The organism is Pseudorhodoplanes sp., assembly GCF_050250235.1.
Classification (GTDB): Bacteria; Pseudomonadota; Alphaproteobacteria; order Rhizobiales; family Xanthobacteraceae; genus Pseudorhodoplanes.
The window spans coordinates 20235-45249 of sequence record NZ_JBFWPA010000034.1 but is presented as its reverse complement, the minus strand read 5'-3'; the positions used below and the strand labels follow the sequence as shown (position 1 = coordinate 45249).

General features: G+C 63.7%; 24 protein-coding genes. 18 read left to right on the top strand and 6 right to left on the bottom strand.

The genetic code is table 11. The features are described 5' to 3' along the window. Positions 1 to 96: 96 nt before the first annotated feature. The 10 genes from AB7F49_RS16640 to AB7F49_RS16595 all read left to right on the top strand — a co-directional run bounded on the left by AB7F49_RS16640 (position 97) and on the right by AB7F49_RS16595 (position 8156). Entirely contained in the window at positions 97 to 402 is a 306-nt protein-coding gene (locus AB7F49_RS16640) for a hypothetical protein (protein ID WP_428524258.1), read from the top strand. Continuing rightward, positions 399 to 725, top strand: a complete 327-nt coding sequence (locus tag AB7F49_RS16635; protein ID WP_428524256.1) for a hypothetical protein — start codon at positions 399 to 401, stop codon at positions 723 to 725. Before AB7F49_RS16640 ends, AB7F49_RS16635 begins: the two co-directional genes overlap by 4 nt. Before the next feature lie 202 nt (positions 726 to 927). Then, positions 928 to 1290, top strand: a complete 363-nt coding sequence (locus AB7F49_RS16630) for a hypothetical protein (protein WP_428524254.1) — start codon at positions 928 to 930, stop codon at positions 1288 to 1290. A gap of 116 nt (positions 1291 to 1406) precedes the next feature. Next, positions 1407 to 1916: a hypothetical protein gene (locus AB7F49_RS16625; protein WP_428524252.1), complete on the top strand. Its 510-nt coding sequence runs from the start codon at positions 1407 to 1409 to the stop codon at positions 1914 to 1916. A gap of 99 nt (positions 1917 to 2015) precedes the next feature. Beyond that, positions 2016 to 2372 (top strand): hypothetical protein, encoded by a 357-nt coding sequence (locus tag AB7F49_RS16620; RefSeq protein ID WP_428524250.1) that lies wholly within the window; start codon positions 2016 to 2018, stop codon positions 2370 to 2372. 20 nt (positions 2373 to 2392) lie between these two features. After that, positions 2393 to 4294, top strand: coding sequence for a PQQ-binding-like beta-propeller repeat protein (locus AB7F49_RS16615; RefSeq protein WP_428524248.1), 1902 nt, complete (start codon positions 2393 to 2395; stop codon positions 4292 to 4294). A 209-nt stretch (positions 4295 to 4503) separates the two neighbouring features. After that, a complete protein-coding gene (locus AB7F49_RS16610; RefSeq protein ID WP_428524246.1) occupies positions 4504 to 5403 on the top strand; it encodes a metal ABC transporter substrate-binding protein in 900 nt (299 codons plus the stop codon). Positions 5404 to 5433: 30 nt separating this feature from the next. After that, positions 5434 to 6324, top strand: a complete 891-nt coding sequence (locus AB7F49_RS16605; protein ID WP_428524244.1) for a manganese/iron ABC transporter ATP-binding protein — start codon at positions 5434 to 5436, stop codon at positions 6322 to 6324. Between the two features lie 123 nt (positions 6325 to 6447). Next, positions 6448 to 7317, top strand: a complete 870-nt coding sequence (locus tag AB7F49_RS16600) for a metal ABC transporter permease (protein ID WP_428524242.1) — start codon at positions 6448 to 6450, stop codon at positions 7315 to 7317. Continuing rightward, positions 7314 to 8156: a metal ABC transporter permease gene (locus AB7F49_RS16595; protein ID WP_428524240.1), complete on the top strand. Its 843-nt coding sequence runs from the start codon at positions 7314 to 7316 to the stop codon at positions 8154 to 8156. The genes AB7F49_RS16600 and AB7F49_RS16595 overlap by 4 nt, the downstream gene beginning before the upstream one ends. An 84-nt stretch (positions 8157 to 8240) precedes the next feature. On the opposite strand, the gene AB7F49_RS16590 is transcribed toward AB7F49_RS16595, so the two are convergent. Next, a complete protein-coding gene (locus AB7F49_RS16590) occupies positions 8241 to 8897 on the bottom strand; it encodes an epoxyqueuosine reductase QueH (RefSeq protein WP_428524238.1) in 657 nt (218 codons plus the stop codon). Between the two features lie 143 nt (positions 8898 to 9040). Here AB7F49_RS16590 and AB7F49_RS16585 point away from each other — a divergent pair, with 143 nt between their 5' ends. After that, a complete protein-coding gene (locus AB7F49_RS16585) occupies positions 9041 to 10627 on the top strand; it encodes a caspase family protein (protein ID WP_428524236.1) in 1587 nt (528 codons plus the stop codon). 3 nt (positions 10628 to 10630) lie between these two features. Here the strand turns inward: AB7F49_RS16585 and AB7F49_RS16580 are convergent, their stop codons facing one another. Further along, on the bottom strand, positions 10631 to 11992 hold the full coding sequence (locus tag AB7F49_RS16580) for a peptidoglycan-binding domain-containing protein (RefSeq protein WP_428524234.1): 1362 nt from the start codon (positions 11990 to 11992) through the stop codon (positions 10631 to 10633). Positions 11993 to 12130: 138 nt separating this feature from the next. Then, positions 12131 to 13771, bottom strand: coding sequence for a GMC family oxidoreductase (locus AB7F49_RS16575; RefSeq protein ID WP_428524232.1), 1641 nt, complete (start codon positions 13769 to 13771; stop codon positions 12131 to 12133). A 128-nt stretch (positions 13772 to 13899) separates the two neighbouring features. On the opposite strand from AB7F49_RS16575, the gene AB7F49_RS16570 reads away from it, so the two are divergent. Next, positions 13900 to 14370 (top strand): DUF3237 family protein, encoded by a 471-nt coding sequence (locus AB7F49_RS16570; RefSeq protein ID WP_428524230.1) that lies wholly within the window; start codon positions 13900 to 13902, stop codon positions 14368 to 14370. On the opposite strand, the gene AB7F49_RS16565 is transcribed toward AB7F49_RS16570, so the two are convergent. Next, positions 14355 to 15740: an MmgE/PrpD family protein gene (locus tag AB7F49_RS16565; protein WP_428524228.1), complete on the bottom strand. Its 1386-nt coding sequence runs from the start codon at positions 15738 to 15740 to the stop codon at positions 14355 to 14357. The genes AB7F49_RS16570 and AB7F49_RS16565 overlap by 16 nt on opposite strands. A gap of 117 nt (positions 15741 to 15857) precedes the next feature. Between AB7F49_RS16565 and AB7F49_RS16560 the strand changes: the two genes are divergently transcribed. Both AB7F49_RS16560 and AB7F49_RS16555 read left to right on the top strand, forming a co-directional pair. After that, a complete protein-coding gene (locus tag AB7F49_RS16560; protein WP_428524226.1) occupies positions 15858 to 17423 on the top strand; it encodes a class I adenylate-forming enzyme family protein in 1566 nt (521 codons plus the stop codon). A 64-nt stretch (positions 17424 to 17487) separates the two neighbouring features. Further along, positions 17488 to 18402, top strand: coding sequence for an NAD(P)-dependent oxidoreductase (locus AB7F49_RS16555; RefSeq protein WP_428524224.1), 915 nt, complete (start codon positions 17488 to 17490; stop codon positions 18400 to 18402). 92 nt (positions 18403 to 18494) lie between these two features. Here AB7F49_RS16555 and AB7F49_RS16550 read toward each other — a convergent pair whose 3' ends face one another. After that, positions 18495 to 19262, bottom strand: a complete 768-nt coding sequence (locus tag AB7F49_RS16550) for an enoyl-CoA hydratase/isomerase family protein (RefSeq protein WP_428524222.1) — start codon at positions 19260 to 19262, stop codon at positions 18495 to 18497. Beyond that, positions 19259 to 20077 carry an IclR family transcriptional regulator gene (locus AB7F49_RS16545; protein WP_428524220.1) on the bottom strand — a complete coding sequence of 273 codons (819 nt, stop codon included), beginning with the start codon at positions 20075 to 20077 and terminating at the stop codon, positions 19259 to 19261. The genes AB7F49_RS16550 and AB7F49_RS16545 overlap by 4 nt, the downstream gene beginning before the upstream one ends. A gap of 118 nt (positions 20078 to 20195) precedes the next feature. Here AB7F49_RS16545 and AB7F49_RS16540 point away from each other — a divergent pair, with 118 nt between their 5' ends. The 4 genes from AB7F49_RS16540 to AB7F49_RS16525 are packed head-to-tail and all read left to right on the top strand — an operon-like array spanning position 20196 to position 24986. Then, positions 20196 to 22307, top strand: a complete 2112-nt coding sequence (locus AB7F49_RS16540; RefSeq protein WP_428524218.1) for a dipeptide ABC transporter ATP-binding protein — start codon at positions 20196 to 20198, stop codon at positions 22305 to 22307. 16 nt (positions 22308 to 22323) lie between these two features. Continuing rightward, positions 22324 to 23277, top strand: a complete 954-nt coding sequence (locus tag AB7F49_RS16535; protein WP_428524216.1) for an ABC transporter permease — start codon at positions 22324 to 22326, stop codon at positions 23275 to 23277. A 7-nt stretch (positions 23278 to 23284) separates the two neighbouring features. Beyond that, complete coding sequence (locus AB7F49_RS16530) at positions 23285 to 24178, top strand: ABC transporter permease (protein ID WP_428524214.1); 894 nt, start codon at positions 23285 to 23287, stop codon at positions 24176 to 24178. Positions 24179 to 24209: 31 nt separating this feature from the next. Beyond that, positions 24210 to 24986, top strand: coding sequence for a hypothetical protein (locus AB7F49_RS16525; RefSeq protein ID WP_428524212.1), 777 nt, complete (start codon positions 24210 to 24212; stop codon positions 24984 to 24986). Positions 24987 to 25015: the final 29 nt, after the last annotated feature.

Here is a 25015-nt window from a genome sequence, read left to right as displayed (position 1 = left end):
GTCAAACACGGCGGGGCCCGGTCATCCGGGCCCCGCTTTTTTGCGAGACCCGCCGAGGGCTTTGCGCTAAATCACCGGACCGGCCGGAGACCGTGCGTGCAATCTTCCTTCTGGAGCGTCTGGTACATCAGCCTGCCGAATTTCGTTCTGGCAGTCGTCATGTACACCATGCTCGGCCGCGCGGTGCTCGGGCTGTTCGTCGATTCCGATTCGAAAAACTACATCTGGCGCGCCTTCTGCGCGATCACCGATCCCTTCCTGAAGGTCATTGCCGTCGTGACGCCGAAGGCCACGGCGCCCGTCGTGCTGTGGCTGTTCGGATTCGTCTGGATGTTCTGGCTTCGCCTGTTGCTGTTCATCGTCTTCTTCGCCACCGGAATGTTGAAGGTGGGCGGCGCATGAACGAACGCAGTTTCTATTATATCGGCATCGCCTTCTTCGGCATGATCAACGGCATCTTCAATCCGTTCTTCTTCTTCGTTTTCCAGATATCGGCCTACCTGATGTCGGAGCCGCTGTTCGGCTCGACCGCGGCGATCGCCTATTTCGCCTCGCTGATGCTGTCGACCGCGACCGTGATCCTGGGCGGCATCCCGGCGGCCCTGTACGAGCGCTATATCGGAGCCGAGGACGATTCGACCGTGACCTCGCTCTGGATCTGGCTCGCCGGCACCGCCATCCTGACCATCCCGGCGATCGGGAATTTTCTAAAAATCGGCCTCTAGGCTGCCAAAACCGGCTATTTTCGTCAGGCGCGGTCGCCGGCCGGGATCCATGACGTTTTCCTGCCGCTTTCCGGAACCAGCCTGATATCGGCCGCGTTCTGGCGACGGACAGGATCAGGCGGCACGGCGCTTGCATTTTCGAAATGGAGTATCGGGAGGGGAGAGTTCGAAACGGCAGATGTCCGTCTTAACGGAGACCCCCATGGATGCATTTGCGCGCTTTGCGTTCTTCACAATTGCCCGCGATGCCGGAGTTTCTGCATTCGCCGCGGGAATTCTGATGATCGCGTACAGCTTCAATCCCCCGCTTGCTCTCGTCCTCGGGGCCTCCGTGGCGATGTTTTTTGCGGGCGTCATGCTGTTCCGGGCCCTAATGCTGTCCGAGGACCGGGTGGTGTCGACCGAGCCGTGGCAGGTCATGGAGCCGGAGCAGCGGCCGGTCGGTGATGATGGGCGGGCCGTGGCCTGCGAACGGCTCGAAACCATGCTGCTCGGGGCCGCCAAGAACGCGGCCGGAATTGCTTCCGTCATGTTCGGGCTGGGCCTGCTGACCTCGTGGGCCTGACCGAGGACCCGTTTTGTGGCGCAGACACGCTTCACACACCGGTTCGTGAGCGGCGGTGGAACTCGCCCCTTGCTAGAGATGTGACGTAAGGTCCTTAAGGGGCGACCATGGAGCATATGCGCCGCGTTGCGTACGAGACCGTCTTGCGGGCCTGCGGCTTCGCCTCGCTCGGAATTTTCTGCGTGATGACCGGGATGTCCTTCAATCCCAAGATGGCGTTCCAGACCGGCGGATTTCTCACCACCATCATGGCATTCGTTCTGGTGCTGAAGGCGCGCGAGGCGCTCACCAAGGACTATCGCAAGACCGAGATGTGGCTCTATATCGACAAGGATTTTCGGCCGCCGGAATCCTATGCGCAATGGGCAAGCGCGACCGTCCTGCGCGACACCTATCTCACCTTCGCGATGTGGACCTCGATGATCTCGATCGCGATGTGGCTGCTTGCTCTGGTCTTTTCGCTGTTCGGGACCACGTCGACGCTGGCGCTGGACAATCCGCCACCACGCCGCCCGGCCGTGACCCAAGCGCCGAAGGCCGCGCTGCCGGAGGCGATGGATACGACGACTCTCGCGCCGGATCAGCGGCGGCCCCCGCCGTCGATCCGCTATCAGGTCTTCCAATAGAAATCCGGTTTCGGCGCCCCGCCTTGGCCTTTCGCAAATCAGCGGCGTTCGTTTGCGCATGCCGGTACCGGCAGAGTAGATTTGCCTCGGGGAAGACCGATGGCCATTGAGGAATACAAGCGCAGCGACTACGGCGCCTGGCTGATCGTGATCGCGTCGGTCGTCGGTCTCATCGCATCGAGCTTCAATTACAATTCGGCCGATAGCGGCATCGCCGGCACACCGGGCGCCCTGCTGGTAATCGTCTCCACCTTTCTGCTGCTGTTCGCCGGCTTCATTCTTGGCCGTGACATGGGCGGCGACGGATTGCGGACCGTCCTCGCGGCGCTGTGCTTTCTGGGCATTCTGGGTACCGGCTTTGCGGGCTATCTGCTCGAAAGTACCACGCTGGTGGCCGCCATGGCGCTGTGCCTTTTCGGCTGGGTGCTGCGGCTGTTCCAGCGGCGCCCGATTTGACGACCGATTCCGGTGATGAAATGAGATACGTGCCCACGATCCCGACTGCCGCATTCGCTACGATTGTCTTCGCCGTGGTGACACCGGCTCTGGGCCAGACTTCTCTGCCAGCGACCGACGATCTTCGCGCGCAGAAATATTCGCCGCTCACCCAGATCACACCCGCCAATGTCGGCAAGCTGCGCGTCGCCTGGCGAATGCGTACCGGCGACATGCCTGTCGCTGCCGCCTTCCACGGGCGCACCGTGGCCGGATGGTCCACGACCCCGCTCTTTGCGAATGACACGCTCTATCTCGGTACGCCATCCTCGCGGATTCTCGCGCTTCAACCGGACACCGGAACGGTGAAATGGAGCTACGACGCGAAGCCCGACCGTGCCGCCACGACGCAGCGCAATCTGACCAACCGCGGCGTCTCATATTGGCAGGCGGACCCGATGGCAGCTGGCGAGCCGTGCCAGAAGCGCGTCTATATCGGCACCGTGGACGGCAAGCTGCATTCCGTCGACGCCGACTCCGGAAAGCCCTGCAGCGATTTCGGCGATAGCGGCATACTGGATACCGGTCAGTGGAACACCATGAACCGGAAATGGCCGTTCGCTCTCGTGCAGCCGCCGACCGTGTTCAAGGACACCCTGTTCCTCGGCTGGGCCGGCAATGGCCTCGCCGATGCGGAGGTCTCGCCCGGAACGTTGTTTGCGCTCGATGCGCGCACCGGTGCGCTGCGATGGACGTTTGAAACAATCCCGGAAGACCTTGCGGCCAAGACGGGCATGGCGAATGTCACGGCCGCGCTTGCGGTCGATGCGGCCCGGAACGTGCTCTACGTCCCGGTCAATTCGCCGAGCCCGGATTATTTCGGCGGCAACCGGCTGGACGAGATTCCCTACGCCACATCGGTGACCGCGCTTGATGTCGAAACCGGAAAGGTGGTGTGGAGCCGCCAGCTCGTTCACCACGATCTCTGGGACTACGACACCAACGCAACGCCGGTTCTGGTCGATATCGTCAAGGATGGCGCGACCATCCCCGCGCTGGTGCAGACCTCGAAGCAGGGCTTTCTGTATGTGCTGAACCGCCATACCGGCGAACCGGTCTATCCGGTCGAGGAACGTCCGGTCCCGAAGTCCAATGTCCCGGGCGAAGTCGCAGCGCCGACGCAGCCGTTCGTGGACCTGCCGCAGCCCACCACCGGCGGCAAATGGCCGGGCATCTTCAGGCTCGCCGATTGGGTGGGCCTCGGCCAATGCAGCCGCACGGCCGCAGGCCTGAGGGACGAAGGCCGCTTCACCCCGCCGAGCCTGCAGGGGACGCTGGTCTATCCGGGATCGATGGGCGGCGTCGAATGGGGCGGCGGTGCGCTGGATCCGCGCAGCCAGACCTTCGTGGTGAACGCGTCAAGTGTTGCCCAGATCTACCGGTTGTGGCGGCGCGCGGATTACAACAACCTGGTCAGCAGCACGGAGACCGCCGGCGGGCTGTTCCCGATGCGCGGCACCCCTTACGGGGTTCAACTGACGGCGTTTCTCAACCCGATCGGCATGCCGTGCTGGAACCCGCCCTTCGGCACGCTGTCATCCTACGACCTTCGCACCGGCACGCTGCTGTGGCGCAAGCCGTTCGGACAGGTGCAGCATTGGGGCTTCTACATGCCCGAATCCTGGGGCTCGGTGACGGTTGGCGCACCCGCAATCACCGCGAGCGGACTGATTTTCATTGGCGCCTCGATGGATTCGCGCGTCCGCGCGATCGACCTGAAATCCGGCGAGGTCTTGTGGAAGCACCTTGTGGCGGCGCCGGCCGCGGCGATGCCCGCAATCTATCAGTACAAGGGCAGGCAATATGTGGCATTCGCGGCCGGCGGAAACGCGATGCTGGCCCGCAAGGTCGGTGACGAGGTGATCGCCTTCGCGCTGCCCTGAACTCTGTTTCGAGCGCAGCCGGTCCCCGGTTCGCGCGAGGAAAGCGGGTCCAGCCTATGCGCCCGGCGCCGCCATTTCCGACAAGCGGATCCTCGGCATCACCGCCGGCCATTTTGCAAATCATTCGCAACTGGGTTGACGCTGTTCCCATACACGCTTATCTTGCAAATAATTCGCAATTGCAGACCTTTTTTGGAGATAGTCGCGACATGAATTCCGTTCGAGCCCTTGCCGGGGCGCTGATCGCTGCGCTGGTTCTGTCCGGCCCTGCGGGCGCGCAGGCGCCGGGCAAGCCGTTCCGGGTGGTGACAACCTTCACGGTGATCCAGGATATCGCGCAGAACGTCGCGGGCGACAAAGCCATCGTGGAATCGATCACCAAGCCGGGCGCGGAAATTCACGACTACCAGCCGACTCCCCTCGATATCGTAAAGGCGCAGGCCGCCGATCTCGTGCTGTGGAATGGCTTCAATCTCGAACGCTGGTTTGAACGCTTTTTCGACAATATCAAGGACGTGCCGGGCGTCATCGTGACCGAGGGCATCGAGCCGGTGGGGATTGGCGAAGGGCCCTATACCGGCAAGCCCAATCCGCATGCCTGGATGTCACCGTCGAACGCACTGATCTATGTCGAGAATATCCGGAAAGCGCTGGTGAAGTTCGATCCCAAGAACGCCGACGCCTACAACAAGAATGCCGCCGACTATTCCGCGAAGATCAGGGCGCTGGACGAGCCGCTGCGCAAGCGGCTCGCGGCGATCCCGGAAAACCAGCGCTGGCTGGTCACCAGCGAAGGCGCCTTCAGCTACCTGACGCGCGACTACAAGATGAAGGAAGCCTATCTGTGGCCGATCAACGCCGACGAACAGGGGACGCCCAAGCAGGTCCGCCGGGTGATCGACCTCGTCCGCAAGAACAAAATTCCTGTGGTATTCAGCGAAAGCACGATTTCCGACCGCGCCGCCAAGCAGGTCGCGCGCGAGACCGGCGCAAAATATGGCGGCGTGCTCTATGTCGATTCGCTCAGCGCCGAGAACGGGCCGGTGCCGTCCTATCTCGATCTCCTGAACGTGACGGTCGATACCATCGCCAAGGGCTTCGGAAAATGATGGGATTCGGAAAATGAACGGCGCGCGCCAATGACCGCACCGGTGCAGGGCCTGGTCCGCCCGGGCGATCCGTCGCTGGGTGCCAGCGTTTCGGTACGAAACCTGAGCGTCACCTATCCGAACGGCTATACTGCGGTTCGTGACGCGAGCTTCGACCTCGATCCCGGAACCATCTGCGCACTGGTCGGTGTCAATGGCAGCGGCAAGTCGACCATCTTCAAGGCGATCATGGGCTTCGTGCGCCCGTCCGCGGGCGAGGTACGGCTGTGCGGCCTGCCGGTCGACGAGGCGATCAGGAAGAACATCGTTGCCTATGTCCCGCAAAGCGAGGACGTCGACTGGAATTTCCCGGTGCTGGTCGAGACCGTGGTGATGATGGGCCGCTACGGCCACATGAATTTCCTGCGCATGCCCTCGCGCGCCGACCGTTACAAGGTCGATCAGGCTCTGGAGCGCGTCGGCATGAGCGCCTATCGGCACCGCCAGATCGGCGAATTGTCAGGCGGACAGAAAAAGCGCGTCTTCCTCGCCCGCTCGCTTGCGCAGGAAGGAAAGATCATTCTCCTCGACGAGCCCTTCACCGGCGTCGACGTGAAGACCGAGACATCGATCATCGGTCTCCTGCGCGAATTGCGCGATTCCGGTCACCTGATCCTCGTCTCCACGCACAACCTCGGCAGCGTGCCGGATTTCTGCGACCGGGTCGTGCTGATCAACCGCACCGTGCTGGCTGCAGGTCCGACATCCGAAGTGTTCACGCAACACAATCTCGAACGCGCCTTTGGCGGCGTGCTGCGCAACTTCCAGCTTGGCGGGCGCGATCTGCATGACGACGATGATGCGCGCAGCGTCACCGTTCTGACCGACGATGAACGCCCGCTGGTGTTTTACGGCGACAAGGCCGAAGGGACGAAGGAATAGGGCTGTGTCCGACCGAATTGAGGCGCGCAACATCTCTCCGCTCATTCCCGCGAAAGCGGGAATCCAGTCTTTCTTGCGCTGGGTCCCCGCCTTCGCGGGGACGAGCGGTTCCAGATCAAGCGCATGACCGACCTTCTCGCCGAATTGCTGGTGCCGTTCAGCTACAATTACATGCTGAAGGCGATGTGGGTGAGCGCGCTGGTCGGTGGCGTCTGCGCCTTCCTGTCGGCCTATCTGATGCTGAAGGGATGGTCGCTGATGGGCGACGCGCTCGCCCATTCGATCGTCCCGGGGGTGGCAGGCGCCTATATCCTCGGCGCGCCGTTCGCCGTCGGCGCCTTCTTTGCCGGCATTCTGGCATCGTTCGCGATGCAATTCGTCAAGCGCAATTCGCGGCTGCGGGAGGATGCCGTGATCGGCCTAGTCTTCACCGCGCTGTTCGCGCTCGGTCTGCTGATGGCCTCGATCTGGCCGACATCCGTATCGATCCAGACCATCGTGCTCGGCAACATTCTCGCCATATCCGACGAGGATGTGATGCAGGTCGCGATCATCGCGGCAGTTTCGCTGGCGGTCCTCGCCCTGATCTGGAAGGACCTCATGGTCACGTTCTTTGATGAGAACCACGCACGCTCGATCGGCATCAATGCCGGCTTTCTGAAGATATTGTTCTTCACCCTGCTGTCCGCCTGCACGGTGGCGGCTCTGCAGACCGTCGGCGCCTGCCTGGTGATCGCGATGGTGGTGACGCCCGGAGCCACCGCCTATCTCCTGACCGACCGCTTCGGACGGCTGATCCTGATTTCGATCGCGCTCGGCACCGGCACGAGCTTCCTCGGCGCCTATATCAGCTATTTCGTCGACGGCGCGACCGGCGGCGTGATCGTGACGCTGCAAACGCTGGTCTTCCTTGCGGCCTTCATCTTCGCCCCGAGGCACGGCCTGCTGGCCGCGCGCAGGCGGCGCGTCAGCGGCGCGGAGCTCGCGGCATGACCACGCTCTACGATTTCGTGGCGTTGCCGCTATCCTATCCGTTCATGCAGCGCGCATTGGTGGTATCGCTGCTCGTCGCCGCGGTCTGCGCCGTTCTTTCCTGCTATCTCGTGCTGAAGGGCTGGTCGCTGATGGGCGACGCCATTTCGCATGCGGTGCTGCCGGGCATCGTGATCGCCTATTTGCTGAGCATTCCGCTGGCGATCGGCGCGTTCGCGGCGGGACTGAGCTGCGCGCTATTTACCGGCTATCTCAAGGAGAACAGCCGGATCAAGGAAGACACGGTGATGGGCATCGTGTTTTCGGGCATGTTCGGCTTCGGGCTGGTGCTGTTCACCAAGGTCGAAACCGAGCAGCATCTCAATCATATTCTGTTCGGCAATGTGCTAGGCGTCACCACGCGCGATCTGATCGAGACCGGGATCGTCGCCGGCGGGACGCTGCTGATCGTTCTTCTCAAGTGGCGCGATCTTCTGCTCTATTGCTTCGATCCGAACCATGCCCGCTCCATCGGCCTGCCCGTAAGGGTGCTGCATTACGGCCTGCTGGTACTGCTCGCGCTCACCATCGTGGCTTCGCTGAAGGCGGTCGGCATCATCCTCGTGATCGCGATGCTGATCGGGCCGGGCGCTACCGCCTATCTCCTCACCGACAGCTTCGAACGGATGCTCGTGATCGCCGCCGCGGTCGCGCTGACGTCGGCATTCATCGGCACCGTCGTCAGCTTCCATATCGACGGAGCGACCGGCGCCTGCATCGTGCTGGTCCAGGCGCTGTTCTTTGCACTGGCCTTTCTGTTCGCGCCGAAAGGCGGAATCCTTCGCCGCAGCGCGGCCTGACGGCTTTGTAGCCCGGATGGAGCGAAGCGAAATCCGGGCACTTGTCCCGCATATCGCTTCGCTTATGCGGGCTACGAAGCGGTTCTAATCCTCATCCCGCCCGTAAAACTTGGTGCCGATCTCGATCGGTTCGCGGCCCTGGCTGCGGCGATGCTGGTTGGTGTCGCGCAGCGAATAGACGCAGCCGCAATATTCCTGCTGGTAGAACTCCTCGCGCTTGGAAATCTCGATCATGCGCGCGGCGCCGCCGCCCTTGCGCCAGTTGAAATCCCAGTAGCTCAGTCCCTCATAGCGGCCGGCGGCGCGGATACCGCAATCATTGATCTGCGCCATGTTCTTCCAGCGCGAAATCCCGAGCGAGGAGGTCATTACCGGGAAGCCATGCTCGTGAGCGTAGAGCGCAGTGCGCTCGAAGCGCATGTCGAAGCACATGGTGCAGCGGATGCCCCGCTCCGGCTCCCATTCCATGCCCTTGGCACGGGCAAACCAGTTGTCCTTGTCGTAATCGGCATCAACGAACGGCACGCCGTGCTGTTCGGCAAAGCGGACATTCTCGTCCTTGCGCAGCAGATATTCGCGCTCGGGATGGATATTCGGATTGTAGAAGAAGATCGTGTAGTCGATCCCCGACGCCAGCATCGCTTCCATCACCTCTCCGGAGCAGGGCGCGCAGCAGGAATGCAGCAGCACTCGCCGGTGCCCGCCGGGAGGTGTCAGTGGCTTGCGGTCATAGGTCGTCATGGCCGCCTTCTAGCGCAGGCGCAAGGGGCGCGCTACCGCGGTTCGCAGCTTCGTGACCGGGCCCCGGGAACCGCGTACTGGCGGCGGGTGAGCCGTTTCATTAGACTTTTCACACGTCCGCACCTGAACCCTCGGATTGCGACATGGTCCGCCCCCGCATTTTTCCCCTCTGCCTGCTGATCCTGATCGGCCTGGCCGTCCCTGCGGTTGCACAGAAGCGCGTCGCGCTGGTGATCGGAAACGGGAATTACGGCACGGTCACGCCGCTGAAAAATCCGGTCAACGACGCGAAGGCGGTTGCGCAGTCGCTGCGCGAGCTGGGGTTCAGCGTGATGCTGGGCACCGACCTCGGCAAGTCCGGATTCGAGAAGAGCGTTCTCGATTTCTCCGAAACGCTCCACGGCGCGCAGGCCGCGGTGTTCTACTATGCCGGACACGGCCTGCAGGTCGACGGCCGCAACTACATGGTCCCTGTCGATGCGAAGCTTTCGGACGAAGCCGACCTGCCGTTTCAGCTGGTGGCGATGGACATCGTGCTGAACAAGCTGGTGCATCACCGCATCACCAACATCGTGATCATGGATGCCTGCCGCGACAATCCGCTCGGCGACAAGCTGTCCAGGGCGCTCGGCGAGCGCAGCAATGCGGTGGGCACCGGGCTTGCCAGCGTCTATGCGGGTGCCGGCACGCTGATTTCGTACTCGACGCAGCCTTATCACGTCGCGCTCGACGGCGACGGCGACAACAGCATCTATTCCGGTTCGCTCGCCCGCCATATCAGCACACCGGATATCGACGTGATCGACATGCTCAAGCGCGTGCGCAAGGACGTCCAGGACGCCACCAACAAGGAGCAATTGCCGTGGGACAGCCACGCCATGGTCGAGGACTTCTTTTTCCGGACATCGGCGGGCAAGAACAAGAACGCGACACCGCACCCTGACCCCGGACGCGACCGCAAGCCGCCGAAGGATCAGACCGCGATCCTCATTCCGCCCGACCGCAACGCGGTCCGCACCGGCAAGCCTCCCGTGCATCCCTGCGATGTCATCGCCGGCAGCGCGAGCGACCCGGAACGGGTGACGCCGGGCGTGACGATTGGCCAGTTGAACGGCGGCGAGGGGGTCACGGCCTGCCGTGCCGCGCTCGCACAATATCCAAACACGCCACGCTTTGAGTTTCAGCTTGCACGTTCGCTGCAGAAGACCAAGGCAAACGAGGAATCGGCGGCGCTCTATCGCAGTCTGGTCGAGCGCGGCTATTTCGCCGCGCTGACCAATTACGGCTGGATGCTGAACAATGGCCTTGGCGTTCCGAAGGATCAGAAGGCGGCCGTGCATTTCTATCTGCTGGCGGCGCATCAGGGCGATAATTTCGGCATGTTCAACACCGCCATGGCCTACGATACCGGCGAGGGCCTACCCTACGACCCGGCGCGGGCGGCGCGCTGGCTCTATGCCGCAATCCGGCTTGGCCACGACTATTCGATCCGGATGATGGTCGAGCGTCCGAATGCCTGGACCCGGGATTTTCGCATCGAGCTGCAGCGCCTGCTGCAACGCGCGGGCGCTTATGACGGGCCGATCAACGGGGCGCTGGGCCCGGCCATGGAAGGCGCGCTGCGCCGCGTCAAGGACCTCCCCTTTGCGCCGACGCCAGGCGGCGACGTGCCGAAGGAGCGCTTCGACGCCACCACGATTCCGGTCAACGCGCCGTTGCCGCGGCGCTGACGGTCAGCGCAGGTTCGGATTCGGCGAATTCGCCGGCATGTCCTTTGGATCGAAGCGCTGGCCTGGAGCGGATGGCCGTTCCTGCGAGGGCGGCGCATTGATCGACAGCGAGTCCGGATCGAAGCGCGGTTTCGGACCGATCTGCGAGTTGACCGTGACATCTTTCGGATCGAACCGTTGCTGCGGCGGGGGCGAATTCACCGGTGGCGAATTGCGATCATGCCGGCGAACCTCGTCCTGCTGGTCGTTCCTGTTCCGACGACGGTCGCCTTCGTCGGGTGCGCGATTGCCGCCGCTGCCGTCCGCGCACAGCGCGTAGCGGACCTGACATTGTCCGCCGCCTTTTTCCCGCTCGCAATAATCGCGCGCATTGCGCGCGGCCACATCCGCGGAATCGCCGCCGCTGGTGAACGCCTGCGTGAAATTGGTGCGCTGGCGCCGACCCCTCTCGGTGTAGCGCGTTATCGCAAGGCCGAGGCAGTTGGGCGCCGCAACCGAGGATATCTTGACGTCGCGACTCGAGCGCCGCTGCATTCGCTCGAGCGCCATCAGCTCGGTATCGCGCCGCGTGCGCCCGGTCTCGGCGGCAAAGTTGCCGAAGCCGTCGAACGCAATCGTCACCCATGGAGACGGCGCGGGCGTGGTCATCAGCCTTTCGATGGTCGGGCGGGTCAGGCGCCCGTCCGCGTTCAGGCCCGCGAATTTCTGGAACTGGACGAGATTGCGCACCGTCTCCTGGTTGAGATTGCCGTCCAGATTCTCGGTGCGCAGGCCGAAATCGAACAGCCGCTGCTGCACCCGCAACACGATGTCCGCGGTCGCATCAAACGGCTCCTCGGATTTTCGCTCCGTACCGCCGGCCGCGTCCTCGATCCGCCGGGCGGCGCGCTCGTCGCCGCACCAGCGCGTATTGGCTTCCTGCGTCGTCGGCCCGGCCGTGGCGTCTTCAATCTGCAGGTTCGTCACCGCATAGAATGGCTGCTCGCCTTTCGCCGCCTCGCTTCGGATCACCGCACTGACCTTCACCAGGGCAAGCGGCGCGCCGCCGGCGTCGGCCTGCCCAAGCTTGCAGCGCAGGATCACCACATCGTCGTCCGCGGCCTTGCGGCAAATTTCGCCCTGCAGACGCGTGGCGATCTCGGTCAGGCGCTGCGCCTTGTCGGGATCACGTTCGGCACGCGCATTGGCGGCGCGCGTCATCACCGGAAAAACCAGACTGGCACTGCCGCGATCGGGGCAGAGCAGCGGACGTTGCGCCACAGCGACCGCGTCGTGAAGGCGAAGCGGCGTTTGCGCTTGCGCTGCGGTCCCTCCCGCGATTGCCGAGCACACGGTGGCGACGGCAAGCCTCGAAACGGACGCCATCTGTCGAACCTCCGGAAGGAACATCTCCAGTCGATCCTAAAGTCAAAGATGCGGGTGAACAAGTTTGCGGAGAATTCACTGCGTCGGCTACGTGTCACATTGGCTTGATCGCAATCGTCGTCCTGCCTCAACGGTCGATCAAACGTCCACCATGGCCGGCAAGGGCGGCCGCCCGCGGATCATGTCGGCAGCCTTTTCCGCGATCATGATCACCGGCGCATTGGTATTGCCGCCGATCATGCGCGGGATGATCGCTGCATCGACCACGCGCAGTCCCTCGACACCGCGGACGCGAAGTTCCGCATCGACAACGTCGCTCGCGTCCTTGCCCATCGCGCAGGTGCCGACCGGATGGAAACAGGTCTGCGACGAGGCGCGGATATAGTCCTTCAGCGCCTCGTCGCTTTGCGCCTGCGGACCGGGCCGGATTTCCGCGCCGCGCACACGCTCCCATGCCGGGGCTTCCATGATGCGGCGCGCCAGCCGCAGACCCCGCAGCATGTCGTCGAGATCGTCCGGCTCGCTGTAGAAGGCCGGGTCGATCACCGGCGCAAGATCGGGAGCGCACCCCGCCAGCTTCACGGTGCCACTGCTTTTCGGGCGAAGCAAAAGGGTGATCAGACCGTAGCCGTGACCGATGCCCATCCGGCCGTCGGGCGTGCGCTCGGCCGGCATCAGGATGAACTGGATATCCGGCCGCTCAAGCCCCGGTTTGGAACGCACGAAGCCGCCAGCCTGCAGACCGGTATTGGCGAGAATGCCGCGCCGGAACAGCGCGTAATTCACGATGGTTCCGGTCAGCCATGGCAACGTTCGCCAGGAGATACCGTAGGGGATGGTGGTCGGAGTGGAATATTGCACCGGCGACGAAATGTGATCCTGCAGATTGCGTCCGACCTGCGGTGCGTGATGCACGACGCCGATGCCCTGCTCTTGCAGTTGCGCGCCATCGCCGATGCCCGAGCGCATCAGGATTGCGGGCGAGGCAAACGCACCGGCGGAGAGAATAACTTCGCGGCGCGCGTTGATGCTGCGCCGTTGTCCGGCCTGCACGATCTCGACACCGGTCGCACGCCGTCCCTCGAAGGTGACATGCGACGCCAGCGCATCACAGAGGATGGTCAGGTTCTTGCGCGCTTTCGCATCGCGCAGAAACGCGGTCGCTGCGGATTCACGCCGCCCGTCGCGAACCGTGACCTGCCTGCGGCCGAAGCCCTCCTGCTTGCGGCCGTTGAAGTCTTCCGTGCGTGGAAGCTGCAGCGAAGCCGCCGCGTCCAGCATCATGTCGGTAAGCGGATTGTAGCTCTCGCAGTCGGCGACATTCAGCGGGCCGCCGATGCCGTGATAGGGCGAGGCGGTGAACTGCTCGTTGTTCTCGGACTTTTTGAAATAGGGCAGTACCTCTGCATAGGACCAGCCCGAATTTCCCCACGCCGCCCAGTCGTCATAATCGGACCGGTGCCCGCGCATATAGATCGAGCCGTTGATCGCGCTCGATCCGCCAAGCACGCGCCCGCGCGGCAGGAATATCTTGCGGCCGGCGACGTGCTGCTGCGGCTGCGACCAATAGCGCCAGTTCAGCCTCGGATGCTTAATCAGCCAGGTCACGCCGAGCGGAACATGGATCAGGGGATGGCGATCGCGTGGCCCTGCCTCGATCAGACAGACGCGGACAGACGGGTCTTCGCTGAGCCGGCCGGCCAGCACGCAACCCGCCGAACCGCCGCCCACGATCACGGCGTCGAAGGTGTCGTCCGGCGATGGACGGGCTGCGGACATACCTCCTCCCCACCTGGCGTTGACAGCACGACGTTTCGTTCAGCAGAATGACATTCCAAATTCGAGCTGGCAACGGCCGGCACCCTCGCGCCAAGTCCGCAGGGCAAGAACGACAACCGGAGGAAAACATGGCGCCCGTCACGCCCAGACTCGAGTTCGTGTTCAGGATCAAGATGCTGCTCGGCATCCGGCAGAAGTTCGGTCCGCTGCCACAGGGCAGCACCCGCGGCTTCGTCTCGGCGGCGGGCGGCACCGTCGAAGGACCGCGGCTGAACGGTCGCGTGGTGCCGAACAGCGGCGGCGACTGGGCGCTATATCGCGACGACCACACCGTGGGTTTCGATGCGCGCTACATGCTGGAAGCCGACGACGGCACCCCGATCTACATGATCAATCGCGGGTTCCGTCATGCGCCGCCGGATGTCGCCGCGCGCCAGGAGGCGCTCGAGCCGGTCGAGCCGTCGGAATATTACATGCGGGTTGCACCCAGCTTCGAGACGCCGGTCGGAAAGCACGACTGGCTGACGCGCACGATCATCGTCGGCTCGGCCGAGCGGCGCACCGATCATTCGATCTTCGACTATTACGCGGTGCTTTGAAAAAATAACTCCCGCATATCTGCAATCTTCTCGATCCGGTCGAGACGTTCGGCGAGTTGCCGGGCGATCGCCGGATCGCGCGAATGACGTGCGCTTGCGATACAATCCTCGAATTTCCGCCTCATCGCGCGCTCGTCCATCGGATTGAGCGGGTGGCCGAGCGGATCGATCACTTCACGCGCCAGCCTCCTGCCGTCCGCGAGCGACAGCGTCAGCGCGCCGCGCGTCGACTGCTCCAGGGTCCAGCCCGGCTCCACGACGTGGTGTACCTTGTCGGCGAGCACGTGCAGTTCCGGGTCGGCGAGCCGCTCCGGTGAAAAATCCCGCAATGTCACATCGCCCTGCCTGAGCGCCAGCGCGACCGTGAAGGGAATGGAGAATTTCGCATCGATCGCCGTCTTGGGACGGCGTTTCTGCTGCGGCGGCTCGCACAGTATCGCAAAGAACGGACTCACGGTGACATCGACCCGGGCGATGCGCTCGATATCGACAGAGTGGTCGCGCGCGAGCGACAGCGCCGCCTCGACGAAAGCATGCGTGCCACGACAGGACGGCCAGGGCTTGAAGCTCACCTTCGCGCCTTCATACTCGTCACCGAGCGCATGCAGCATGCGCACCGCATCGAACCTGCCGCGCGCATAGTTTGCATAAAGCCCGCCCGGCCCCTCGATCGGACGGTCGAACGCCCGCAAGCCGCGGCGCGCCAGCAGCGCCGCGGTCACCCCGGCACGTGCACTGAAGCCGTCGCGCACGGCGCGCAGATGTGATGGCGGATAGGACACCAGCGCATCGCTGAACACGGCCTGGCAGGAAGCGAGCGCGAGGCTCTGGACAATCTCCTGCTCGGAGAGTTTGAGCAGCCGCGCGGCCGCCGCCGCCGCACCATAGGCGCTCAGCATCGGGATGAAATAGAAGCCGCGCTTCTCGGCGCTTTCAGTCAGGCCGAGCGCCAGGCGGCACGAGATGTCGGCGCCGATCGTGACCGCATCGAGGAAGTCGCGTCCGCTCACACCGCCGGCAAATTCCGCAACCGCCAGCGCGGCCGGCACCACGGCCGCATGCGGATGCACCAGTGTCGCATCGTGGGTATCCTCGAAATCGAGAGCATGGGCCATCGCGCCATTGGCGAAGGCGGCCATGATCGGTGAGGCCCGGAAATCGAAGCCAAGCACGGTACACGCGCCCCCTTCCCCGCCCTCCCTGGCAAGCGCAACGAAAGCGTCACAGCCTTCGCCGAGGCCGCTCGCGGCCGTCATCACGCCGATCGCATCGGCCACGGCGCTGCGCGTCACTGCGCGCGCGCCGGGAGGCACGGCGCCTGACCTGACATGGCGGGCAAGGGTCGCCGAGATTTCAGGCGCATCGGTCATGACGTTTCCCCGGCGTCGCCCTCGCAATTCGCGAGCCCTTTGCGTTTGTTGCGCGCAAACTAGCAAGCCGATATTGTGCCATCCAGTGATATGCCATTCCGATAAACGAAATCAGGCATGACGGGAGGACGGCTCACCCAGGGACTGCGCCGCGCGGCGCAGGTCAAGCCTGCCGGCGTCGCCGCGATCGACGGCGCGCATCACCATACATGGAGCGAGACGGTGTCGCGGGTCGCGCGCGCCGCGGGCGTACTTCGTGAGGCCGGGTTATCGACCGGCGGACGCGTCGCCATTCTCGCACTCAACAGCCATCGCTATTTCGAGATCTATTATGCGATCCCGTGGGCGGGCGGCGCCATCGTGCCGCTGAACACCCGGCTCGCGCTGCCGGAACTGCAATACATCCTTGAGGATTCCGGCGCCGAGATTCTCGTCGTCGATGAGCATTTCGTCGATGCCGCGCGCACGATCCGCGAACGCGTTCCGGCGCTCCGCATGTTGCTGCACATCGCAGACACGCCCGCGCCGAATGGCTTTTCCGGCTACGAAGCACTGATCGCGGCAGGCAAACCGGCGCAAGACGCCGAGCGCCACGGCAGCGACCTTGCCGGCATTTTCTATACCGGCGGCAGCACCGGCAAGGCGAAAGGCGTGATGCTCAGTCACGACAATCTCGTCACCAATGCGGTGAACGGCTGCTACATGATCGGATACGATCCGACCAGCGTGTATCTGCACGCCGCGCCGATGTGCTACCTCACCGACGGCATGTCGACGCTGTCGATCACGATGGCGGCCGGCACACATGTCTTCATCCCGCGTTTCGAGGTCGAGGCCTGCCTCGACGCAATGACCGAGCATGGGGTGACCAATATTGCGCTGGTCCCGACCATGATCGGCATGATCGTGAATTCGCCCGGCATCGAAAAACGCGATCTGTCGCACCTGCGGCAATTCATGTTCGGGTCCTCGCCGATCACCGAAGGCACGCTGAAGCGCGCGGTCGAACTCTGGCCGGACATGAAATTCCTGCACGGCTGGGGCATGACCGAACTCTCTCCGATCGGCAGCATGATCCCGCACCACCTGCGCGATCCGAAGGTGGCGGGCGACCGGCTGAAATCCTGCGGTGTGGCGCCGCCCAATGTCGAGGTCATCATTGCCGACGAGGAAGGACGCGAAGTCCCGCGCGGCACCATCGGCGAAATTCTGGTGCGCGGTCCTATCGTGATGCAGGGCTACTGGAACAAGCCGGAAGAAACCGCGAAGGCGCTGCGCGGCGGCTGGCTGCATACCGGCGACGCCGCGATCATGGACGACGAAGGGCTGATCTACATCGTCGACCGGCTGAAGGACATGATCATCTCGGGCGGCGAGAATGTCTACTCGACCGAGGTGGAGAATGCGATTTCGGTCATGCCTGAGGTGGCCGAGGTCTCCGTCATCGGCATTCCCGATCCGAAATGGGGCGAGGCGGTGCATGCCATCGTCGTGCCGCGCAATGGCGCGACCGTGACGGCCGAGGCGGTGCAAGCGCATTGCCGCAATCTGATCGCCGGCTACAAGTGCCCGCGCAGCGTCGAACTGCGCACCGAACCGCTGCCGGTTTCCGCCGCCGGCAAGATCCAGAAGAACGTGCTGCGCGAGCCCTTCTGGCGCGAGAAGGAGAAGCGGGTGAACTGACCGCAATTTCAGGCGAGCCGCGGATCAACACCAGAACAGTGGCAGAAAAAAATGGGAGGTCATGATGTCGGATATCCCGATCGCTCCGCCGGCCCGCGTCGGCTTTTTCGGAATGGGCGCCATGGGCTGCGGCATGGCGGTCAACCTCGTGAAGGCCGGGTTCACGGTGTCGGCCTATGATCCTTCGGAAGACGCGCGCAGAAATTTTGAGAGCCGCAGCGGCGCCAGGGCGGTCGCGACGCCACGCGAAGCCTGCGAGAACCAGGACGCGGTCGTCACCATGCTGGGCGACGGCAAGGTGGTGCGGGCGGCCCTGCTCGGCGGCGACGCCCCGATCGCGGCTGCGAGAGCGGTCACCATCGTGATCGATTGTTCGTCGTCCTCGCCGCCGGACACGCTCAGCCTCGGTGCCGAGCTGGCCGCGCGCGGCATCGGCCTGATCGACTCGCCGGTCTCGGGCGCACAGAAGGGCGCGGATGACGGCACGCTCACGCTGATGGTGGGCGGCGACCCTGACCTCGTGAAACGGGCCGACGCAATTCTACATGCGATGGGCAAGGCGATCTTCCATACCGGGCCGCTGGGCTCCGGCCATGCGATGAAGACCATCAACAACTATGTCGCCGCACTCAATCTGATCTCGGCGTTGCAGGGAATACTGGTCGGACAGAAATACGGGCTCGATCCCGAGCAGATGGTTGACATCATCAACGCATCCTACGGGCGCAATGCCGCGACCGAATTCGTGCTGAAGCAGCAGGTCACGTCGGGCAAGTTCGCCGCCAATTTCAAGCTGTGGCTTGCGGCGAAGGATGCGCGCGTGATGGCCGAGACCGCGCGGCATGTCGGCTTTTCCGCGCCGCTGCCGCAGGATGTTACGGCGTTGTTCGCCGACGCCGAGAAGACGCTCGGTCGCGATGTCGACTTCACCAACCTCTACAAGTTTCTCGACACCTTCTGGGAGAAGAAGGCGGGGTGATATCTTCTCCGCTCATTCCCGCGAAAGCGGGAATGAGCGCAAGGACTCTGGGTCCCCGCGTTCGCGGGGACGAGCGGGTGAGAGCGCAGACCTCACACGCCCCGAAACACCGGAGCCCGCCGCTCACGGAACGCCGCAAGCCCCTCCTGCCCGTCCGGCCCGCGCGTCACCTGCTTCTGATAGCGCGCTTCAAGCGCCAGCACGTCGTCGAAGCCGCGATCCTGCGCGAGTATCGCCTTGGTCGCGCGAAACGCCGCTGTGGGTCCGTTTGCGATGAACGCTGCAAGCTCCGCCGTGCGCGCGGCCAGCGCCTCGGCAGGCACCGCCTCGTTGATCAGCCCGATGGCGGCGGCATCGCCGCCGCTCAGCATGCGGCCGGTGAATACCAGTTCGGCCGCGCGATGGCGCCCGAGCCGCCGCTGAAAAAAATAATGCCCGCCGGAATCCAGCACCGCACCGATACGCCGGAACGGACTGCCGAAGACTGCGTCATCGGACGCAATCGTAATGTCGCAGGCGAGCGCGAGCCCCAGCCCGAAGCCGAGCGCAGCGCCCCGCACCGACGAAATCGTCGGCGCCGGCAGCGCGTACAGCCTCTGCAGGATCGGACCGATCCGGTCGCGCAGGATTTCCTCGGCATCCTCGCCATGCGGGTCGATCTCCCGCACGTCTCGCCCCGAGCAGAAGCTTGTGCCGGCACCACGGATCACCAGGCAGCGCGCGCTCCGCACGCGCTCGCTCGCGAGCATCTCTCCCAAAAATTCCATTTCGACGAGTTTCAGACTGTTCTTCGTCTGCGGGCGGTCGATTTCGAGCACCAGCGCCGCTCCTTGATCAATCAGCCGGAACGCGTCACTCATCGCCGCACCCTCCGCGGTGTGGCCGCCTCAAGCGCCTGCGGCTGCGCCGGCTCGCGATGACCCAGCGCCTTGCTCAGCTCCTTCGCCTTGCCGATCACCAGTTCCGCAAGCTGCTTGTGCATCGCCGGCCGGTAGCGGATCATCGGCATGGTGATGCCAAGCGAACCCATCACATTGCCGTCGGCATCGAACACCACGCGAGCGAAGCCGATCGCCTCGGGGAAGATTTCGCCTTCCGCCGATGCATAGCCGCGTTCTCGGATATCCTTGAGGGCGGTCTTCATGTCGGCCAGTTTCGGCGGCGGATTTCCCGCCGGCGACGGCCCCGCCTCCGCCACCGCCTTCGCAACGACATCCTCCGGCAGATAGGCCAGCATGCAGCGTCCGACCGCGCCCCATGCCACCTTCTGCTCCATCAACGGCTCGAAATGATAGCCGAGCGGGTGCGGCGAGCGCGCCACCACGGTGCCGACGAAGCGGCGCGAAGCCGGCAGATACATCGCGAAATAGCAGGTCTCATGACATGCATCGCGCAGCGCGTTGAGAATCGGGCGTGCGATTTCCTCGATATCGATCTGGCGGGTAATGAGCGATGCGACGCGGAACAATTCGCGGCCGGCGCGATAGCGCTGCGTCGTGGCGCGCTGCTCGATCAGCCCCTGTGTCATAAGGAGCTTGAGCAGCCGGTGCACCGTGCTTGGCGGGAGCGACAGGCGCTGAGCGAATTCCTTGACAGAGATTTCGCCGCCCATCTCGGCGACGCATTGCAGAACCCGCACCACGCGGACCACCGTGCTGGTTGCTTCATCCGACACTTTGCTGTCCTTTTCAGTGTGCGTCCGAAACCGATCGCGGCTTGTCAGGCTGATCCGCTGTCTCTATCCTACTGAGTGGAAGAGCATTCCGCTAGAAGGAATGACACCGGTGGGAGGAATGACGGAGCGTCGGCAACAACCGGCCGCCGTGGACGCCCGGGATGCGCCAGCCTCGCCGATGTCGGGCGCTGCGGCGCGGGCCGGCGAAGGTATGCCTGCGCCCGATCTCTCGCCCGAACCGCTGCTCAGCGTCGAAGACCTGCATGTCAGCTTCGCCACCGACACCGTCACCGTGCGCGCGGTGGAGGGCTTCAGCCTGCAGGTTCGCCCGGGCGAGATCGTCGCACTGGTCGGCGAATCCGGCTCCGGCAAATCGGTATCCGCCCATTCGATCATGCGGCTGTTGCCGCGCACCGGCCGTACCAGGGGCCGTATCCTGTTCGAGGGCCGCAACCTGCTCGAGCTTCCCGAGGAGCAGATGCGGGATATCCGCGGCCGCCAGATTTCGATGATCTTTCAGGAGCCGATGACCTCGCTCAACCCGGTGCTTCCGATCGGGCTGCAGATCATCGAGCCGCTGCAATTTCATCTCAAGATGAATACCCGCGATGCCAATGCTCGCGCGGCGGAATTGCTGCGGCTGGTGGGTATCACCGACCCCGAGCAGAGGCTGAAGCAGTATCCGCATCAATTCTCCGGCGGCATGCGGCAGCGGGTGATGATCGCCATCGGGCTCGCCTGCAATCCGAAGCTCATCATCGCCGACGAACCGACCACCGCGCTCGACGTCACCATCCAGGCGCAAATTCTCGAGCTGATGAAATCGCTGTCGCGTGACCTCGGCATCGCGCTGATCATCATCACCCACAATCTCGGCATCGTGGCCCGCTACGCGCATCGGGTTGTGGTGATGTATTCCGGCCGCGTGGCGGAACAGGGTGAAGCCGATCCGGTCTTTCACCGGCCGCGCCATCCCTACACGATGGGATTGCTGCGCTCGGTGCCGCGGCTCGACCGGCCGCGCACCGGGCTGCTCGCCACCATCGAGGGGCTGCCACCCTCGGCCGCCGATCCATTGCCGGGCTGCCGTTTTGCGCCGCGCTGCCCGTTCCATCTGCCGGTCTGCGACACCCCACCGCCGCTCGCCCCGACCGATACCGGCGGCCTCTCCGCGTGTGTGCGCGCGCCGGAGATCGCCGCCGGGAAGCTGGCCTGGAGCAAGGCCGGCATTGCGGCCGCGGATGGCGCGCGGCAGGATTCGCCGGTGCCCGTCATCTCGGTGCGCGATCTTACCAAACATTTCCCGGTCAAGACCGGCATGCTGGCGCGGACGCATCAGGTGCGCGCGGTGGAGGATGTGAGCTTCGACGTGCGGCCCGGCGAGACGGTCGGGCTTGTCGGCGAATCCGGCTGCGGCAAGAGCACGGTCGGCCGGCTGATCCTGCGGCTGGACACACCGACCTCAGGCTCGATCGCATTCGAAGGGCGCAACTTCGCGGATGCAAGCCGCGCCGAGTTCAAGACCATGCGCCGCAAGATCCAGGCGGTGTTCCAGGATCCCTATTCCTCGCTCAATCCGCGCATGACCACCGGTCAGATCATCGCCGAGCCGCTGACCGTCTACGATCTCGCGCCCGGCACCGCCGCGGCGCGCGAGCGGGTCGCGACTCTGCTCAACGAAGTCGGCCTGCGCCCGGAAATGGCCGACCGCTACCCACACCAGCTTTCCGGCGGCCAGCGCCAGCGCGTCGGCATTGCGCGTGCGCTAGCAATCGAGCCGCAATTCATCGTCTGCGACGAGGCGGTGTCGGCGCTCGACGTGTCGATCCAGGGACAGATCGTCAATCTGCTGGAATCGCTGCAGCGCAAACGCGGCTTGTCCTATCTGTTCATCGCGCATGATCTCGCGGTCGTGCGCCATATCTCGTCGCGCATCGTGGTGATGTATCTGGGCCGTGTGATGGAGACCGCAGACCGCGACGAACTCTGCGACCGGCCGCTTCACCCCTATACCAGGCTCCTGCTCGATGCAGCTCCGATTCCCGATCCGGCGATCGAAAAGGCACGGGCACCGCGGCTGATCCAGGGCGAATTGCCGAGCCCCCTGTCGCCGCCGTCAGGCTGCGTGTTCCACACCCGCTGTCCGATCGCCACCGCCGAATGCCGCGCGGAAATCCCGGCGCTTCGCAACCTACGCCCCGGCCATTCCGTGGCCTGCATCAAGGTCTGAAAGGAGGAGCCGAGCGATGTTGCGCTATGTGACCAACCGCCTCCTGCTCGCGATCCCGACGCTGATCGGCGTTGCGGTCATCACTTTCTTCGTGCTGCGCGTGGTGCCCGGCGACATCGTGGAGGCCAAGCTGCGTGGCGACGGCGCCATGGTGACGACCGACGTGATCGAACGCGAGCGCGCCAGGCTCGGTCTCGACAAGCCGCGCTCCGAGCAATTCGTCAACTGGATGAAGGGCCTCGCCACACTCGATCTCGGCAATTCGATGTGGACCGGCCGCCCGGTGATCGAGGAAGTGGCGGCGCGGTTCGAGATCACCTTCCAGATCGCGCTGATGGCCACCCTGATCGGCTGCCTGATTGCGATCCCGCTCGGAACGATGGCGGCGCTGTATCGCGGCACCTGGGTCGATACCGCGGTACGCATTTTCGCGGTCGCGGGGCTTGCGGTGCCGAGCTTCTGGCTTGGCATGCTGATCATCCTCGCGATGCTGTGGTCGATCGGCACCCTGCCGCCGCTGACATTCACGCCGATCTGGAAGAACCCAGGCGCCAATCTCTGGCAACTGATCTGGCCTGCGCTTGCGGTCGGATACCGTTTCGCGGCGGTGCTGACCCGCATCGTGCGCTCATCGCTGCTGGAGGTGCTGGGCGAGGACTACATCCGCACCGCGCGAGCCAAGGGCGTCATCGAATCGGTGATCGTGCGCCGGCACGCCCTGCGCAACGCGCTGCTTCCGGCGGTCACGGTCATCGGACTGGAATTCGCCTTCCTGCTCGGCGGGCTGGTGGTCACCGAGCAGGTGTTCAGCCTCAACGGCCTCGGCAAGCTGTTCATCCAGAGCGTGACGCGCCATGACTACACCCTCATCCAGGGCATGGTGATGCTGTTCGCGACCTTCTACATCGTCACCAATCTGGTGATCGACCTCATCTACGCCGCGCTCGATCCGCGCGTCCGCTACAATTGAGGCCGCCATGACCGATACCGCCGCCCGCCCCGCCCAGCGTCCGTCCTGGCTGCGCAATCCGATCGTCGATTTCTGCATCAAGCAGCCGGCCGGCATGGTCGCGCTGCTGGTGCTGCTGGTCATGCTGTTCGCCGGCGTCTTTGCCGAGCACATCGCACCTTACGATCCGGTCCGCAACAACATGGCCAGCATGCTGCAGCCGCCTAGCTGGAAACATCTGCTCGGCACCGATCCGTTCGGCCGCGACATCTTCTCGCGCATCATCTACGGCGCGCGCACCGCGCTGATCATCGGCCTGTCATCCGCGTTCCTCGGCTGCACGCTGGGCGCAATCATCGGCGCCGGTTCGGCCTATTTCGGCGGCAAGATCGACAACGCGATCCAGCGCGCCATCGACCTCATGCTGTCGTTCCCGCTGATCGTTCTGGCGCTCGTGGTCGTTGCCGTGCTGGGCCGCAATCTGGTGTTCGGCATCGACATCAACCTCATTATCGCGATCGCGATCCCGATCGTGCCGCAGGTCGCGCGCGTGATCCGCTCCTCCGCACTGGTGGTCCGCAACCTGCCCTATATCGATGCGGCGCGGATCGCGGGCTATTCCAACACCCGGATCGTCATGCGGCACATGATCCCCAACCTCATGGCGCCGTTTTTGATCATGCTGACCGCCTATATCGCGCAGGCGATCCTGCTCGAAGCGGTGCTGTCGTTCCTCGGGCTGGGTGTCGCCGAGCCGGTGCCGGCCTGGGGCCTGATGCTGTCGGGCAGCGCATCGGATTTCTTCGAGGAAGCGCCCTGGATCGTGATCTTCCCGGGGCTCGCCATCAGCCTCGCGGTGTTTGCGTTCAATCTGCTCGGCGACGCGCTGCGCGACTGGCTCGATCCGAAGTTCAAGACGTGAGGGTGGATTACCGCAGCGCCGAGGGGGTAAAATGAACGATTTTAGCAACTTCCGTGCGGTGTATGACGAATTGACTGACGAAGTTGCGCGCTCCTCGTACCAATTTGTCGCCGCGCATTTTTCAAACTGGTTCGCTCTGCTTGACGAGACACCTAGCGTTGCAGCTGCGATCACACGACTGCAAGAGGGTCTGGATTTCAGAAGCTGGTACGAGGGGTGCGAAAAGACAGTCCGCGGCATGGTCGGTAGCGGCAAGCTCACGTTTCCGGCAGAAAAGGACAAAAGCCTTGGGATGAGACTGCTATTGTTTCGCGAAATGGCCAGTGGCCGGATTGAGCCATGGCGCTTCGCTCACTCGTTCGTCTATACGCGCGGCGACCTGAACGTACTCACGTCGAACGTGATCGATCAAATATTCTTGCCATTCGCGCGTGAGTTTCGCCGCCACCTTGAAACACTGGAAAGTAGCGGACAACTCCAAGCAGCACCTGCATCAGACCGCATCGTTGCGCTAAACCATAATAGTGCCGGCTACGCAGAAGCATTGAAGGCATTAGAAACACTTGAGCGGGCCATAGTCGGCAACAATGGGATTTACGCGGATGAAGGTGACAAGAGCCAACATGTAGCGGAAGTTTCCGCGCTGCGCCGCATACTACAAGCGACCAAAGTGAAAGTCATGATCGTCGTCACATTGGCGAGCAGCGGTATCCTCTATCTTGCCAGAACATTCTTTGATTCGACCGTGGGAAAGGCCGCCGAGTATGTCCTCGAAAAGCTTGGGCCACTCATCGGGTGGATATTCTAATCTGAAGGGAAGGTGATTTGTTCTCAGGG